Origin of the sequence: Streptomyces sp. 5K101 (assembly GCF_046506645.1) — a bacterium.
Classification (GTDB): Bacteria; Actinomycetota; Actinomycetes; order Streptomycetales; family Streptomycetaceae; genus Streptomyces.
The window spans coordinates 421,623-436,654 of the sequence record NZ_JBKFFO010000002.1 but is presented as its reverse complement, the minus strand read 5'-3'; the positions used below and the strand labels follow the sequence as shown (position 1 = coordinate 436,654).

At 73.4% G+C, this 15,032-nt stretch carries 9 protein-coding genes and 1 pseudogene; 5 read left to right on the top strand and 5 right to left on the bottom strand.

Going from position 1 to position 15,032, the window contains the following annotated elements; genetic code table 11:
• Positions 1–113: 113 nt before the first annotated feature.
• The 3 genes from ACLB9X_RS04955 to ACLB9X_RS04945 are packed head-to-tail and all read left to right on the top strand — an operon-like array spanning position 114 to position 6,119.
• Positions 114–920 (top strand): HlyD family efflux transporter periplasmic adaptor subunit, encoded by an 807-nt coding sequence (locus tag ACLB9X_RS04955; protein WP_410358972.1) that lies wholly within the window; start codon positions 114–116, stop codon positions 918–920.
• Positions 917–3,211: an NHLP family bacteriocin export ABC transporter peptidase/permease/ATPase subunit gene (locus ACLB9X_RS04950; protein WP_410358971.1), complete on the top strand. Its 2,295-nt coding sequence runs from the start codon at positions 917–919 to the stop codon at positions 3,209–3,211. The genes ACLB9X_RS04955 and ACLB9X_RS04950 overlap by 4 nt, the downstream gene beginning before the upstream one ends.
• A gap of 1 nt (position 3,212) precedes the next feature.
• Positions 3,213–6,119, top strand: a complete 2,907-nt coding sequence (locus tag ACLB9X_RS04945; protein ID WP_410358970.1) for an NHLP bacteriocin export ABC transporter permease/ATPase subunit — start codon at positions 3,213–3,215, stop codon at positions 6,117–6,119.
• A gap of 54 nt (positions 6,120–6,173) precedes the next feature.
• Here the strand turns inward: ACLB9X_RS04945 and ACLB9X_RS04940 are convergent, their stop codons facing one another.
• Positions 6,174–6,584 carry a hypothetical protein gene (locus ACLB9X_RS04940; RefSeq protein WP_410358969.1) on the bottom strand — a complete coding sequence of 137 codons (411 nt, stop codon included), beginning with the start codon at positions 6,582–6,584 and terminating at the stop codon, positions 6,174–6,176.
• Between the two features lie 329 nt (positions 6,585–6,913).
• Entirely contained in the window at positions 6,914–7,837 is a 924-nt protein-coding gene (locus tag ACLB9X_RS04935; protein WP_410358968.1) for a MurR/RpiR family transcriptional regulator, read from the bottom strand.
• A gap of 134 nt (positions 7,838–7,971) precedes the next feature.
• Between ACLB9X_RS04935 and ACLB9X_RS04930 the strand changes: the two are divergent.
• Both ACLB9X_RS04930 and ACLB9X_RS04925 read left to right on the top strand, forming a co-directional pair.
• Positions 7,972–10,514 (top strand): annotated as a pseudogene (locus ACLB9X_RS04930) (SpoIIE family protein phosphatase).
• A complete protein-coding gene (locus tag ACLB9X_RS04925) occupies positions 10,511–11,341 on the top strand; it encodes a uracil-DNA glycosylase (RefSeq protein WP_410358967.1) in 831 nt (276 codons plus the stop codon). The pseudogene ACLB9X_RS04930 and the gene ACLB9X_RS04925 overlap by 4 nt, the downstream one beginning before the upstream one ends.
• On the opposite strand, the gene ACLB9X_RS04920 is transcribed toward ACLB9X_RS04925, so the two are convergent.
• Genes ACLB9X_RS04920 through ACLB9X_RS04910 form a run of 3 tightly spaced genes read right to left on the bottom strand, consistent with a single transcriptional unit; the run spans position 11,277 to position 14,967 of the window.
• Positions 11,277–13,403: a xanthine dehydrogenase family protein molybdopterin-binding subunit gene (locus tag ACLB9X_RS04920; protein ID WP_410358966.1), complete on the bottom strand. Its 2,127-nt coding sequence runs from the start codon at positions 13,401–13,403 to the stop codon at positions 11,277–11,279. The genes ACLB9X_RS04925 and ACLB9X_RS04920 overlap by 65 nt on opposite strands.
• Complete coding sequence (locus tag ACLB9X_RS04915; RefSeq protein ID WP_410358965.1) at positions 13,400–14,395, bottom strand: FAD binding domain-containing protein; 996 nt, start codon at positions 14,393–14,395, stop codon at positions 13,400–13,402. Before ACLB9X_RS04915 ends, ACLB9X_RS04920 begins: the two co-directional genes overlap by 4 nt.
• A complete protein-coding gene (locus ACLB9X_RS04910) occupies positions 14,392–14,967 on the bottom strand; it encodes a (2Fe-2S)-binding protein (RefSeq protein ID WP_410358964.1) in 576 nt (191 codons plus the stop codon). Before ACLB9X_RS04910 ends, ACLB9X_RS04915 begins: the two co-directional genes overlap by 4 nt.
• Between the last annotated feature and the right edge of the window lie 65 nt (positions 14,968–15,032).

The window sequence follows — 15,032 nt, the reverse complement described above, 5'->3', positions numbered from 1 at the left end:
CGAGCCGTGTGCCCCGGAACGATCCAGGCTCCGGGGCGCACGGCCGTGCGCAGTTTCCGGCCCCCGGAAAGTCCGGGGACCCGTACCGTTCAGGCAGTTGAGGGAAGAGTGTCGTGCAGTTCCGCCAACAGGCCCTTTCCAAGCTGCAGTCACCGGAGGACATCGACCTCCCGGTGCGCTTCGCGCGACCGCAGGGCCTCCTCGTCCTCGCCGTGACCGTCGCCGTCATGGTCGCCGCCGCCGTCTGGGCCTTCGCCGGGACAGTGACCTCCACCGTCTCCGCACCCGGCATCCTCACCCACGGCCAGGGCAGTTACGTCCTGCAGAGCCCGGTCTCGGGACAGATCACCGAGGTGCTGGCCGAGGAGGGCGACCGCGTCGGGGCCGACGCGCCCCTGCTCAAGGTCCGCACCGCGCAGGGCGACGCCGTCGTGCGCACGATCGCGGCCGGACGGCTCACCACCCTCGTCGCCGCGATCGGCTCCGTCGTCACCACCGGCAGCGACGTCGCCGCCGTGGAACGAGTCGACAAGCCGGACGACCCGCTGATGGCCGTTCTCTACGTCCCCGCGCAGAGCGGCGCGGCCGTGTCCCTCGGCGCCCGCGTCGACCTCACCGTCCAGTCCGTGGCGGCGCAGGAGTACGGCGTGCTGCGCGGCCGGGTCAAGGCCGTCGGCCGCACCGCCCAGACCCGCCAGCGCATCACCGCATTCCTCGGCAGCAGCCAGCTGGGCGAGCAGTTCTCCAAGGACGGCCAGCCCGTGTCGGTGCTGGTCGAACTGAAGAAGTCCCCCGGCACCGAGTCCGGCTACGACTGGTCCTCCTCGCAGGGCCCTCCGTACGCCCTCGAGTCCATGACCCTCGCCGGCGGCAACATCCACCTGGCCGCCCAGCATCCGATCGATTGGCTGCTGCCGTGAGCACACACCGCGACACCGTCCCCGCCCAGCGGCAGCTGCCGCCCGCGGGCCGCCGCAGACACCGCCCCGAGCCGGCCCCCGGCGGACGGCGCGGTACGCGCAGGGCCGCCCCGCCGCCCCGCCGGCAGCAGAAGCAGAAGCCCAAGCCCGTCCGCACGCCGACCGTCCTGCAGATGGAGGCCGTCGAGTGCGGTGCCGCCGCGCTCGCCATGGTGCTCGCGCACTACGGACGGCATGTGCCGCTCGAAGAACTCCGCATCGCCTGCGGGGTCTCCCGCGACGGCTCACGCGCCAGCAACATCCTCAAGGCCGCCCGCAGCTACGGCCTGGCGGCCAAGGGCATGCAGATGGAGGCCACCGCCCTCGCCGAGGTGCAGCCGCCGGCCATCCTGTTCTGGGAGTTCAACCACTACGTCGTCTACGACGGCACCGGCCGCCGCCTCGGCCGCCGCGGCGTGCACATCAACGACCCCGACAAGGGGCGCCGTTTCATGTCCGTGGAGGACTTCGACACGAGCTTCACCGGCGTTGCCCTGGTCTTCGAACCCGACCGCACGTTCACCAAGGGCGGCCGCCGGCCCGGGATCATGAAGGCCGTGCCCGCCCGGCTGCGCGGCACCACGGGCACCCTGCTGGCCGCGCTGCTGGCCAGCCTCCTGCTCGTCGCCGTCGGCGCGGCGGTGCCCGCGCTGAGCCGCACGTACATCGACATGTTCCTGATCGGGGGACAGACCTCGCTGCTAGGGCCGCTGTTCGCCTCGCTGGCGGCCCTCGTGGCGCTCACCGCCGTACTGACCGGCCTGCAACAGGCGAACCTGCTGCGCGGGCGCATCATCTCGTCCACGCTGGGCAGCGCCCGCTTCCTCAGACATCTGCTGAGGCTGCCCGTCACCTTCTTCGCCCAGCGCAGCCCCGCGGACCTGGTCCAACGGCTCCAGTCCAACGACGCGGTGGCCGAGACCCTGGCCCGCGACCTCGCGGCGGCGGCCGTCGACGGCGTCGTGGTCATCCTGTACGCCGTGCTGCTGTGGACGTACGATCCCCAGCTCACGGTCGTCGGCGTGCTCATCGCGCTCCTCAACGTGGTGGCCATGCGCATCGTCGTCCGGCTGCGGGCCACCCACACGCAGAAACTGCGCGCCGACAACGCCCGGCTCACCAACACCTCCTACACCGGTCTCCAGCTCATCGAGACGATGAAGGCGACCGGCGGCGAGGACGGCTACTTCCGCCGCTGGGCCGGCCAGCACGCCACCACGCTGGAGGTGCAGCAGCGCCTCGGCGTGCCGAGCGCCGTGCTGTCCGTCGTCGCGCCCACCCTGGCCACCCTCAACAGCGCGCTGATCCTGTGGATCGGCGGCCTGCGGGCCGTCGAGGGCCACATCACCATCGGCCTGCTCGTCGCGTTCCAGGCGCTCGTCGCCCGCTTCACCGCCCCCATCACGCGCCTCAACGGCGTGGCCGGGCGCATCCAGGACTTCGCCGCGGACGTCGCCCGGCTCAAGGACGTCGAGAACTTCCCCGTCGACCCGCTGTACTCGCGCGACGAGCCCGACCCGAGCACCCGCAGGCTCAAGGGCCACGTGACGCTGGAGAACATCTCTTTCGGCTACAGCCCGCTCGACGCACCCCTGCTCAGCGGCTTCTCCCTCGCCGTCGGGCCCGGCCGGCAGGTCGCCCTCGTCGGCGGCTCGGGCAGCGGCAAGTCCACGGTCTCGCGCCTGATCTCGGGCCTGTACACCCCGTGGGAGGGGACGATCCGGATCGACGGCGAACGGCTGGAGGACATTTCCCGCAGCGCCGTCGCCGCCTCCGTCGCCTTCGTCGACCAGGACATCTTCCTGTTCGAGGGCACCGTCCGGGACAACGTCGCGCTGTGGGACCCCTCGCTCACCGACGAGGCGGTGGTCGCCGCGCTGGAGGACGCCGCCGTCCTCGACGTCGTCCGGCGCAGGCCGGACGGCATCCACAGCCGCGTCGAACAGGACGGCCGCAACTTCTCCGGCGGGCAGCGCCAGCGCCTGGAGATCGCCCGCGCCCTGGTGCGCCGCCCGAGCATCCTCGTGCTGGACGAGGTGACCAGCGCCCTCGACGCGGAGACCGAGCGCGTCATCATCGACAACATCCGCCGGCGCGGCTGTGCGTGCGTCGTGATCGCGCACCGGCTGAGCACCGTGCGCGACAGCGACGAGATCGTGGTGCTCGACCACGGCACGGTCGTCGAACGCGGCCGGCACGAGGAACTCGTCGCCGCCCAGGGCGCGTACGCCGAGCTGGTCAAGGAGCACTGACGTGTCATCCGCACACCCGGACGCAGGCCACACCGCCGCCGCGGGGACGCCGGAGACGACCGACGCGGTGGTCCAGGCCTTCGGGGACCTCGGCGCGCCCGTCGACTGCACCGGCCTGCGCAGCCTCCACCTCGAAGGCCCGCAGGTCCTGTGGCTGGTGCTCGGCGGCTTCCTCGACCTGTTCGCGGTGGACGCCGTCGAACAGGGCCACTGGCACTTCCTCGGCCGGCTCGAACCCGGCACGCTGCTGCTCGGCCCGGTGGAGGGACCGCGCCACACCCTCGTCGGGCGCCCCTCGCAGGAGTGCGTGCTGCGCCGCATCGCCCTGCGCGAGCTGTACCGGGACCCCTACGGCCAGGACCCGTACGCGACCCAGGCCATCCACGTGCCCGACCCGTACGCAGCCCATGACCCGTACGCCGCCCAGGACCCGTACGGCCACGGAGCCTGGAGCCCGTTGGAGCACGCCTTCGCCCTCGGCGTGGGACGCAGCCTCGGCGTCCTGTTCGAGGCCCCGCTCGACGGCCGTCCCGCCGACGCGGGCATGACCGACGAGGACGTCCTGTGGATGCCCGTCGACCCGGGCAGCGTCCGCTACGGCGCCTCCTACAGCGCGGAGGCGGCGGCCGACCTGCTCGTCGAGGGCGCGATGTGGCAGCGGATGGTCAACCAGCAGTACCGGCTGCTGTCCGCCGTCGACCAGTGGATCGAACAGCTGGAGCGTGCCCACGAGGACCGCGCGGCGGCCGGCATCAAGGCGGGCGAGGACGTCCGCGCACGGGCCGACGAGGCGCTGATCGCCTCCATCGGCCGGCGCGGCGGCGCCCGCCGCACGGCAGGCGGGGACAGCGACGACGCCGTGTTCGCCGTGTGCCGCAGGGTCGCCGAGGCCGCGGGGATCACCCTCACCGAGCCCCCGAGAACCACCGACGACGAGGAACGCGTCAGCCCCGTCGAGCGCGTCGCGATCGCCTCCCGCGTCCGTACCCGGCCCGTACGCCTCACCGGCGCCTGGTGGCGCACCGACAGCGGCCCGCTGGTGGGGCACCGCGCCGCGTCCGGGGCACCGGTCGCCCTGCTGTGGCGACGGGGACGCTACGAGGCCGTCAATCCGGTCACCGGCACCCGCACCCGCATCGGCAAGGAGAACGCCGACGACTTCGAGCCGCGCGCGGTCATGTTCTACCGGCCGCTGCCCGAACGGCCCGCGAGCCTGTGGCGCCTGATGCGCTTCAGCCTGCGCGGCACCCGCATGGACGTGCGCAACCTGCTGCTCGCCGGCCTCGTCACGGTCGGCGTCGGCGCCCTGGTGCCGGTGGCCACCGGAAAGGTGCTCGGCGTGTACGTGCCGAGTGCCGAGACCGGCCTGATCGTTCAGATGGCGCTCGCGGTGATGATCGCCGGCGTCGTGTCGGCCGCGTTCATGCTCCTGCAGAACCTCACCATCCTGCGGATGGAGGGCCGGATCGAGAGCGCGCTCCAGCCGGCCGTGTGGGACAGGCTGCTGAGGCTGCCGACCCGCTTCTTCACCGAGCGCTCCACCGGCGAGCTGGCGAGCGCGGCGATGGGCATCAGCTCGATCCGCCGCGTCCTGTCGGGAATCGGTCCGGTCGCCGCGCAGTCGAGCACCGTCGGCGCCATGAACGTGGTCCTGCTGCTGTGGTACAGCGTGCCGCTCGCCCTCGCGGCCATGGGCATGCTGCTGGTGATCGGTCTCTTCTTCCTCGGGATGGGCCTGTGGCAGGTGCGCTGGCAGCGGCGGCTGGTGGAGCTCGGGAACAAGCTCAACAACCAGGCGTTCCAGACCCTGCGCGGGCTGCCCAAACTCCGCGTGGCCGCGGCGGAGAGCTTCGCGTACGCCGCGTGGGCGCGGGAGTTCGCCCGGTCCCGCGAACTCCAGCAGCGCGTCGGGCGCATCCGCAACCTCACCACCGTGATGGACGCGGTCTACCTGCCGCTGTGCTCGCTCATCATGTTCATGCTGCTGGCCGGCCCGGCCCGCGGCAGCATGTCGGCCGGTGACTTCCTCACCTTCAACGCCGCCGTGACGATGCTGCTGACCTCGGTCACCCAGCTGACGGGCGTACTGGTCTCGGCGGTCGCCGTGCTGCCCGTGTTCGAGCAGGTGCGTCCGATCCTCGACGAGACGCCCGAGGTGCGGGGCGCGAGCGCCCAGCCGGGCGTCCTGTCCGGTGAGATCGAGGCGCGCAAGCTGTCGTTCCGCTACACCGAGGACGGCCCCGCGGTGCTCGACGACGTGTCGCTCCAGGTGCGGCCGGGGGAGTTCGTCGCCGTCGTCGGCCCCAGCGGCTGCGGGAAGTCCACCCTGCTGAGGCTGCTGATCGGCTTCGACCGGCCGGACGCCGGCTCGGTGCTCTACGACGGCCAGGACCTCTCCGCCCTCGACCGCGCCGCGGTGCGCCGCCAGTGCGGCGTCGTCCTGCAGAACGCCCAGCCGCTGACCGGTTCGATCCTGGACTGCATATCGGGCGCCGAGAGCTTCTCCCAGGAGGAGGTGTGGGCCGCCGCCGAGATGGCGGGACTCGCCGAGGACATCAAGCGGATGCCGATGGGGCTGCACACCGTGATCGCCAACGGCGGTGCGATCTCCGGCGGGCAGCGCCAGCGGCTGATGATCGCGCAGGCACTGGTCCGCCGCCCGCGCATCCTGTTCTTCGACGAGGCGACGAGCGCGCTGGACAACGAGACCCAGCGGACGGTGATGGACAGCACCCGCAAGCTGAGCGCCACGCGCGTGGTGATCGCCCACCGGCTCACCACGGTCATGGACGCCGACCGGGTGCTGGTCATGTCCGACGGCCGGATCGTGGAGGAGGGCCGCCCCGCGGACCTGCTCGCCGACCCGAACGGGCGGCTGTACGAGCTGGTGCGGAGGCAGATGGCCTGACGGCGGCGGGGCGGGACGCCGGTCGGCTGCGATTCCCGGCCGGGAGCCGCGGGGCTACGACGCGCGCTGAACGGGTGTGCGCCTGCGCGGCGCGGGAATGGTGCCCTCCGCGCGCAGCGCGTCGGTGACGAGCCTGACGCCGCGCGCCAGGCGGTTCAGCTGGTCCAGCTCGACGGCGTACATCCGGATGCTGTTCTCGATGACCGCTTCCGCGAGGCCCAGTGTCGGCAGCTCGGCACGGGCCGTCTGGAGCGCCACGTGCACGGTGCGCACCTCGTGCTGCAACTGGAGCTGCGCGTGGCGCGCGAGCAGGACGGGGTGGCGGGTGAGCGGCGAGTATCCCGCGTATCGGGCCGGCAGCAGGTCGCGGAGCCACCGGGCGGCCGTGCGCTCCCAGTCGCGCGTCCCGGGGGCCTTGACCTGGCAGGGCCAGTCCGGTCCGAGGGCGGGGAAGGTCTGGGACATCGTCGTCGCTTCCGGGTCATGCCGACGGGCTCTGATCGAGAGGCTTGTGGCGGTCCCGGCCCAGGGGTTGACCGGGACCGCCAGGGGCATCCGCGGTACGGCGGGTGCCCGGATTGAACACCAGAGGCCGGTGCGAGGAGGGAGCACCGTCTCGGGATGTTCGGTTCACGGGGCAGGGGCGTGCTCGTGATCGCGAGGACCCGCTGCCAGGAGTAGTAAATATATATACCGTCGAGTAAGCAAGGGTATGAAAAATTTCATGCAACGACGGTCGTGAAAATGTCCGGGAAACACACGGGTCACACGGAAAGTCGTCGCCCGCCGGGCCGTCAGTCCTCAAGGAAGAAGTCGTGCTGCTCGGCGACCTGCTCGTACCCCTCCAGACGGGACTGGGTGCGCTCCGGATCCGCGTCCGCCATCGCCTGGAGCACGGCCGCCGACAGCACGCCCGGCGCCGAGTAGGAGTCGAAGACGAGCCGAGAGCCGGTGCCCGCCGTCAGCGACACATCGGCCTCGTCCACGAGCGGACCGAGCGTCAGGTCCGTGATCAGCGCGACGCGAAGTCCCGTGCTGCGCGCGGCCCGCAGCGCCGCGAGCGTCTCGTTCGCGTGCCGCGGCATCGCGTACGCCAGCACCCATGTCCCGCCCGCCTCGCGCGACTGCAGCAGCGCGTCGTAGGCGACGCTGCCGCCACGGGTCACCAGCCGCACATCGGGGTGGATACGGCGTGCCGCGTACGCGAAGTACTCGGCCAGCGACACCGAGATCCGCAGCCCCAGCACCGTCAGCGGCATCGAGCGGGCCAGCTCCCGGCCCACGTCCAGGACCCGGTCGGTGTCGGCGAACACCCGGCGCAGGCTCTCCAGGTTCGCGATCTCCGCGTCGACGGCCGCCTGGAGCTCGTTGCGGCGGAGCTGCTCGCGCGTCTCCTGGGCGCCCGCGACCGCGCTCAGCGCGATCGGCTGGAGCGCCTCACGCAGCGCCGGGAACCCGCTGTAGCCGAGGGATGTGGCGAACCGGGTCACCGACGGCTGGCTGACGCCCACCCGCTCGGCGAGGTCCGTGATCGACAGGAACGCGGCCTCGGTCAGGTGGTCGATCATGTACTGCGCGATACGGCGCTGTCCCGGAGACAACCGGTGGCTTCCGAACAGGGCCCGGACCCTGTCCGCGGGCGCGGCCTCGGGCACCGGCGACTGCCGGCCCGGGGTGATGGCCGCCGCCTGCGCACGCGCCTGCTGCCCTGATGGCACCGTGTGCCTCCTTGTCGTCCGGATCGGGCTCAAATCTAGCTCAACCGCCCGGAACCCAGGGCTGTCGCGATCCGGCCGCCCGCCCGGGGGCCACGGAGATGCGCAGCACGGCCGTCGGGGAGCATCCTGGCAAGGTGACCTGGAACGGTGCGGGCAGGCGCCACCCGTCCGGCCGGGCCGGAGCAGTACCCGCGGCGGCGGACGGGGGCGGCCGTGCGCCGGGGGAGCTGTCCATGGTGCTGGCCCAGGCGGAGGTGAGCGCGATCGAGGCCGTCGGCGGCTTCGCCGGCGGTCTCTACATGCGCTCCCGCAGCCCCGAACTGCTGCGTCTCGCCGTGCTCGCCGGCCTGCCCGCGAAACTGTTCCAGCACTGGGGCCGGATGCACGTGAACCGGCCCTTCCCGCACTCCGACGTCTACCGTTCGGGCCGGCCCGTCTACCTCCACGACGCGGAGGAGGCCATGCGCCGCTACCCGCAGCTCATGGCCGGCCTGCCCTTCCCCTTCGCCTCGCTGTACGTGCCCGTCACCCACGAGCGGGAGACCTTCGGGGTGATCGCCGTGGTGCGCCCCGCCACCCCCGGCCTCCCGGTCGACGAGGGCGACCGCCGCCGCCTCCACGAGGTGGGGGAGACCCTCGCCGCCACCCTCGCCGCCATGGAGACGGCCGGGCCGCGCATCGAGTGGGACGACGAGCCGATGCCGGTCACCCTGCCCTCCCTCACTGCCCCACCGGTACGGATCGGCTCCTTCGACTGGGACCTGGAGGCCGGCACGGTCACGGGCGACGAGGGCTGGTGCGCGATCCTCGGCACCACACCCGACCGACTGCCGGTCACCGTCGAGGCGGTGGCCGCGCGGATCGAGCCGGAGGACGCGTACGGGCTGTGGGCCCTGGCCCGGCAGGCGGCCGTCTCGCACAGGCCGGTCAGCCGCCGGATGCGGCTGCAGGGCGCCGACGGACGACCGCATCTGCTGGAGATCACCGGCCGGCGCGGCCGCCCGCGGGACGGGCCGCCGGGCACCCACCTGACCGGCTTCCTCATCGACCTGGGTGCGGGACCCGTCGTCGCCGAGGCCGCGGACCGGCTCCCGCACGGCGTCTGCAACGTCGACCGCCTCGGCCGGGTCACCTACCTCAACCACCAGGCCGAGACCCTGCTCGGCCTGCCGCGCACCGCACTCGTCGGCCGCGTGCTGTGGGAGGCGGTGTCCTGGTTCGGGCAGGCCGCCTACGAGGACCACTACCGGGCCGCGCTGCTGTCCAGCGATCCCGTGCACTTCGTCGTCGACCGGGGCGGGGACTGGCTGTCGGTCTCCCTCTATCCCGGGGCCGACGGACTGACCGTGGCCCTCAGCCCCGGTGACCACCCCCCGTACGCCCCGGAATCCCTCGTCGCCCCCGGCACCGGACTCGGCTCCCCGGCCGACCGGGCCGTCGCCCTGTACCGCCCGGTCGCGCTCGCCATCGCGCTCACCGAGGCGGTCACGGCCCGTCAGGTGTCCGCCGTGGTCACCGAGGAGCTGCTGCCGGCCTTCGGCGGCCGGCAGCTCGCCATCTACCTGCTGAGCAGCCGTCACCTCTATCTCGCCTGGGAGACCGGATTCCCCCGCGGTTTCCTCGACCGGTTCGACGGCGTCGCCCTCGACGCCAGGCTTCCCGGTGTCGAGACGCTGACCTCGGGCCGGCCCCTGTTCTTCGAGTCCATGCAGCACCTGGCCGCCGCCTATCCCGGCATCCCCCTCGACGCCCATGTCGGGGCCCGCGCCTTCCTGCCGCTGATCGCCTCCGGCCGGCCGGTGGGCTCCTGCATCCTCGGCTTCGACCAGCCCCGCGGCTTCAGCCCGGAGGAGCGCACGGTCCTCACCGCCCTCGCCGGACTCATCGCCCAGGCCCTCCAGCGCGCCCGGCGCTACGACTCCGAGGCCGCTCTCGCCCGCGGACTCCAGGACGCGCTGCTGCCGCACCGGCTGCCCGTGGTCGACCACCTCGACACCGTCGGCCGCTACCTCCCCGGCACCCAGGGCATGGAGGTCGGCGGCGACTGGTACGACGTCGTCGAGCGGGCCAGGGCATCGCCATCGTCATCGGCGACGTCCAGGGACACGGCGTCTCCGCCGCCGCCACCATGGGCCAACTCCGCAGCGCCGTCAGGGCCCTGGCCGTCAGCGGACACCGGCCCGAGGAAGTGATGAGCGGCACCAACCGGCTGCTCATGGACCTCGACCCCGGCCAGTTCGCCAGCTGCTGCTACATCGTCCTCGACCCGGCCACGGGCATGGCCCGTGCCGTCCGCGCCGGCCACCTCCAGCCCCTGCTGCGCCACCCCGACGGCCGCACGGACGTGCTCGACCTGCCCGGCGGGGTGGTCCTCGGCGTGGACGCGGACGCCGCGTACCCGGGCACCGACCTGCGGCTCGCGCCCGGCGCCGTACTCGCCCTGTTCACCGACGGTCTCGTCGAGCAGCCCGGCACCGACATCGACCAGGGCATCGAGAGCCTGCGCCAGACCCTCTCGGACATGGGCGCGTCCCCGCTCGCCGACACCGCGGACCGCCTGATCAACGAGGCACGGCGGAACGCCGACCGCCCCGACGACATCGCCCTCCTCCTCGCCGCCCGCTGGTCCGAGCCGTCGGACGCGTCCCCTCGGCCGACGGCCCGGGGCACCTGGTGACTGCCCGGCACGGGCGGCCCGCGCCGGGGAACGACGACGCCGGTGCCCCGGACTTTCCCGCCCGTACCGCGCCGCACTGCGCCGGCCTCGGCGAACTCGACGCGCAGGTCGCACGATGCCGGGCCTGTCCGCGTCTGGTCGCCTGGCGGGAAGGCGTCGCCGAGGAGCGGCGGGCGGCGTTCCGGGAGTGGGAGTACTGGGCACGGCCCGTCCCGGGGTTCGGGCCCGCCGACGCGGCCCTCGCCGTCGTCGGCCTCGCCCCGGCCGCCCACGGCGGCAACCGCACCGGCCGCATGTTCACCGGGGACGACTCCGGGGACGTGCTCTTCGCCGCGCTGCACGCGGCCGGGCTCGCGTCACAGCCCACCTCCACCCACCGCGGCGACGGGCTCACCCTGCGCGGCGTGCGGGTCACCGCCCCCGTCCACTGCGCGCCGCCGCAGAACCGGCCCACCCCCGAGGAACGGGACACCTGCCGTCCGTGGCTCGCCACGGAACTGGGGCTGCTGACCGGGCTGCGCGGCGTGGTCGTCCTCGGTGCCTTCGGCTGGCAGGCGCTGATGCCCGTGCTCGCCGCCGCCGGACACCGGCTGCCGCGCCCGCGCCCCCTCTTCGGGCACGGCGCCCATGTGACGCTGTCCGCCGAGGACGGACCGCGCGAGCTCCACCTCTTCGGCTGCTACCACCCCAGCAGGCGCAACGTGTTCACCGGGCGCGTCACCCTGCCCATGCTCGTCGAGGTGTTCCGCCGTGCCGCCCGCGTCACCGGCCTGGACCCGGCGCCACCGGCGTCCGGTGCAGATGCGCCAGGACTTTGTCCGGAGTGAGGGGCGGCTCCCGCAGCCGTGCGCCGACGGCATGGTGGACCGCGTTGCCGATAGCCGCCGCCGTGCCGACGATGCCGATCTCCCCGATGCCCTTGCTGCCCATCGGGTTGAGATGCGGGTCGTCCTCCTCGACCCAGTGCGCCTCGACCGCCGGCACGTCGGCACAGACCGGCACGTGGTAGGAGGCGAGGTCGCACTCGGCGAAGTCACCGAAACGTTCGTCCATGGTGCTTCCCTCGGTCAGCGCCATGCCCAGCCCCATCGTCATGCCGCCGACGAACTGCGAACGCGCGGTACGGGGGTTGAGGATCCGGCCGGCCGCGAACACGCCCAGCAGCCGCCGCGTCCGCACCTCGCCGGTCACCGCGTCGGCCTGCACCTCGGCGAACACGGCCCCGAACGCATGCCGCGCGTACGGCGGTTCCTCGGCCGTCTCCGCCTTCGTGTCGGCGGCGACCGTCAGCCCCTCGGCCGGCACACCGCCCGGCAGCCCGGCCAGCCGCGCCGCGAGCTGCGAAGCGGCCTTGTGCACCGCCCATCCCCACGACGCCGTACCCGCCGAGCCGCCCGCGAGCATCGCCGCGGGCAGTTCGCTGCTGCCGATGTCGACCCGTACCGCGTCGAGCGGTGCACCGAGAGCGTCGGCCGCGATCTGGGCCAGCACGGTCCGGGCACCCGTGCCGATGTCGGTCGCGTTGACGGCGATCCGGTACGTGCCGTCGGCGGCCGCGTACGCCGTGGCGCGCGAGGGAGCGATGTAGAAGGGATAGGTGCTCGCGGCGACGCCCGTGCCGAGCAGCAGACCGCCCTCCCGCCGCACGCCGGGCCGCGGATCGCGATCGTGCCAGCCGAAGCGGCGCGCCCCCTCGCGCAGGCAGGCGACGAGACCGCGGCTGCTGAAGGGGCGGCCGCTGTCCGGCTCCGTCTCCGGCTCGTTGCGCACCCGCAGCTCCACCGGATCGATCCCGGCCGCCTCCGCGAGCTCGTCCATCGCGGACTCCAGCGCGTACATCCCGGACGCCTCTCCCGGTGCCCGCATCCACGACGGCGTGGGCACGTCGAGGGCGGCGACCCGGTGCACCGTACGGCTGTTGGGGGAGGTGTACATGATACGGGCGGGCACCGCGGCCTGCTCCACGAACTCCCGCACCCGCGAGGTGTGCGTGACCACGTCGTGGTCCAGCGAGGTGATCACCCCGTCGGGACCGGCTCCGATCCGCACCCGGTGCAGCGTGGGCGCGCGGTGCCCGACCACGGCCGCCAACTGCCGCCTCGGCAGGGCGACGGTGACCGGCCGTCCCGTGTGGCGCGCGGCCATGGCGGCGAGCACCACCTGGGGCCGGGGCGTGCCCTTGGACCCGAAGCCGCCGCCCACGTGCTCGGAGAACACCGTGATGTCGTGCCGCTCCACCCCGAACATCCCCGCCAGGACGTCGCGCACGGTGCCGGCCCCCTGGCTCGAGTCGTGCACGATCAGCCTGCCGTCGCGCCACTCGGCGGTCGACGCGTGCGGTTCCATCGGGTGGTTGTGCAGCGCGGTGAGCGTGTACTCGGCATCCACCCGCACCTCGGCCGCGGCGAACGCGCCGTCGGCGTCGCCGCGTTCACGCGTGCCCGGATAGCCGCCGTTGACCTCATCGGGCGTGTACAGGTCCGGACGGTCGCGGGTCAGCCGTACGTCGTGGGCCTCGGTGGCGTATGTGAGGCGTACGGCGGCGGCGCCGGCGCGGGCGTTCTCCAGCGTGTCCGCCACGACGAGGGCGACGTACCAGCCGCGGTGCGGCACGCGGGCGTCCTGCATGAGGGAGAGCGTCGGGTCGTCGGAGGGCGTCAGCCGCGGCGCGTTCTCGTGGGACAGGACGGCGAGGACGCCGGGCATCGCGAGTGCGGCGCTGCCGTCGAGCGCCGTGACGCGGCCGCGGGGCACACCGGCGGCCACGGGCCAGGCGTGCGCCCGCCCCGCCGGACGGGCCTCGGCCGCGTAGCGGGCCCGCCCCGTCACCTTGTCGCGGGCCTCCCGGCGGACGGTGTCCGCGCCCAGGGCGCGGGTGGACAGCTTCATGACGCCTCCTGTGACGGCACGAGGCCCGACAGCACGTCGACGCCGACGTCGCCGGCGAGCCGCACCTTGAACGCGTTGTCGCGCAGCGGCTCGGCCGCGTCGAGCTCCGCCTCCACCGCGTGCTCGAACGACGCCGCGGTGGCCGGCGCGCCCAGCAGGCGTTCCTCGGCCGTCCAGGCCCGCCACGGCCGGTGCGCGAGCCCGCCGAAGGCGAGTGCCGCATGCCGGATCCGGCCGTCCTCGACGGCGAGGACCGCCGCGACGGACACCAGCGCGAAGGCGTACGAGGCGCGGTCGCGGACCTTGCGGTACCCGGAGCGGGCGCCCGCCGGCGGGGGCGGCAGCTCCACCCCGGTGATCAGCTCGCCGTCCTCGATCACGGTGTCCCGGTCGGGCCGGTCGCCGGGCAGCCGGTGGAAGTCCGTGACGGGGACGGCACGTTCGCCGCCGGTGCCGCGCAGCCGGACCGAGGCGTCGAACGCGGCGAGGGCAACCGCCATGTCGGAGGGGTTCGTCGCGACACAGTGCTCCGAGTGCCCGATGACGGCCAGATCCCGGTGCACCCCCTCCCTGGCCGGGCATCCCGTCCCCGGCACCCGCTTGTTGCAGGGCTTGGACACGTCCTGGAAGTACGTGCACCGGGTGCGCTGCAGCAGATTGCCGCCGGTCGTCGCCGCGTTGCGCAACTGGCCCGACGCACCGGCGAGCAGAGCCTGCGACAGGGCCGGATAGCGGGTGCGCACGGCCGGGTGGGCGGCGAGGTCGCTGTTGCGCACCGTCGCACCGATCAGCAGGCCCCCGCCGGGCGTGTCGTCGACCGTGTCCAGCGGCAGCCGCCGGACGTCGACCAGCACGTCGGGTGCCGTGACGCCGAGCTTCATCAGGTCGACGAGGTTGGTGCCGCCGGCGAGGTACTGGGCGCCGGGACGGGCGGCATACGCCGCCACGGCCTCCTCCGCGCTGGTCGCGCGGACGTACACGTACGGCTTCACGGCTTCGCCTCCCCGACGACGTCCTCGACGGCGGCCACGATGTTGGTGTACGCACCGCAGCGGCACAGGTTGCCGCTCATCCGCTCGCGGATCTCCTCGCGCGTGAGCGGGACGGGGCCGCCGGTGTGGTCACGGGCCGTCACATGGGACGGATGACCGTCCGCGGCCTCGGCCAGCATGCCGACCGCGGAGCAGATCTGGCCCGGCGTGCAGTACCCGCACTGCAGGGCGTCGCGTGCCACGAACGCCTCCTGGAGCGGATGCAGCCGCCCACCGTCGGCCAGCCCCTCGGCGGTGGTGATCCGCGACCCGTCGTACGCCACGGCGGGCAGCAGACACGGCAGCATCCGCCGGCCGTCGACCAGCACCGTGCACGCCCCGCACTGACCGTGGTCGCAGCCCTTCTTCGGCCCCGTCACGTCCAACCGCTCGCGCAACGCGTCCAGCAGGGTCGTGCGGTGGTCGAGGGCGATGGTGTACGCGACGTCGTTGACATGAAGGGTGAGGACGGAGCTGTGGGTGTCCGCCGCACCGGCCGTCCCTCCGCCCCCCTGTGGGCTGCTAGGATCCACGCCTGGCACCTTTCCGTGTCGCGTCCGCCGCACCGCGGGCCGCCGGTCGTCGGTTCTTCCAGCCT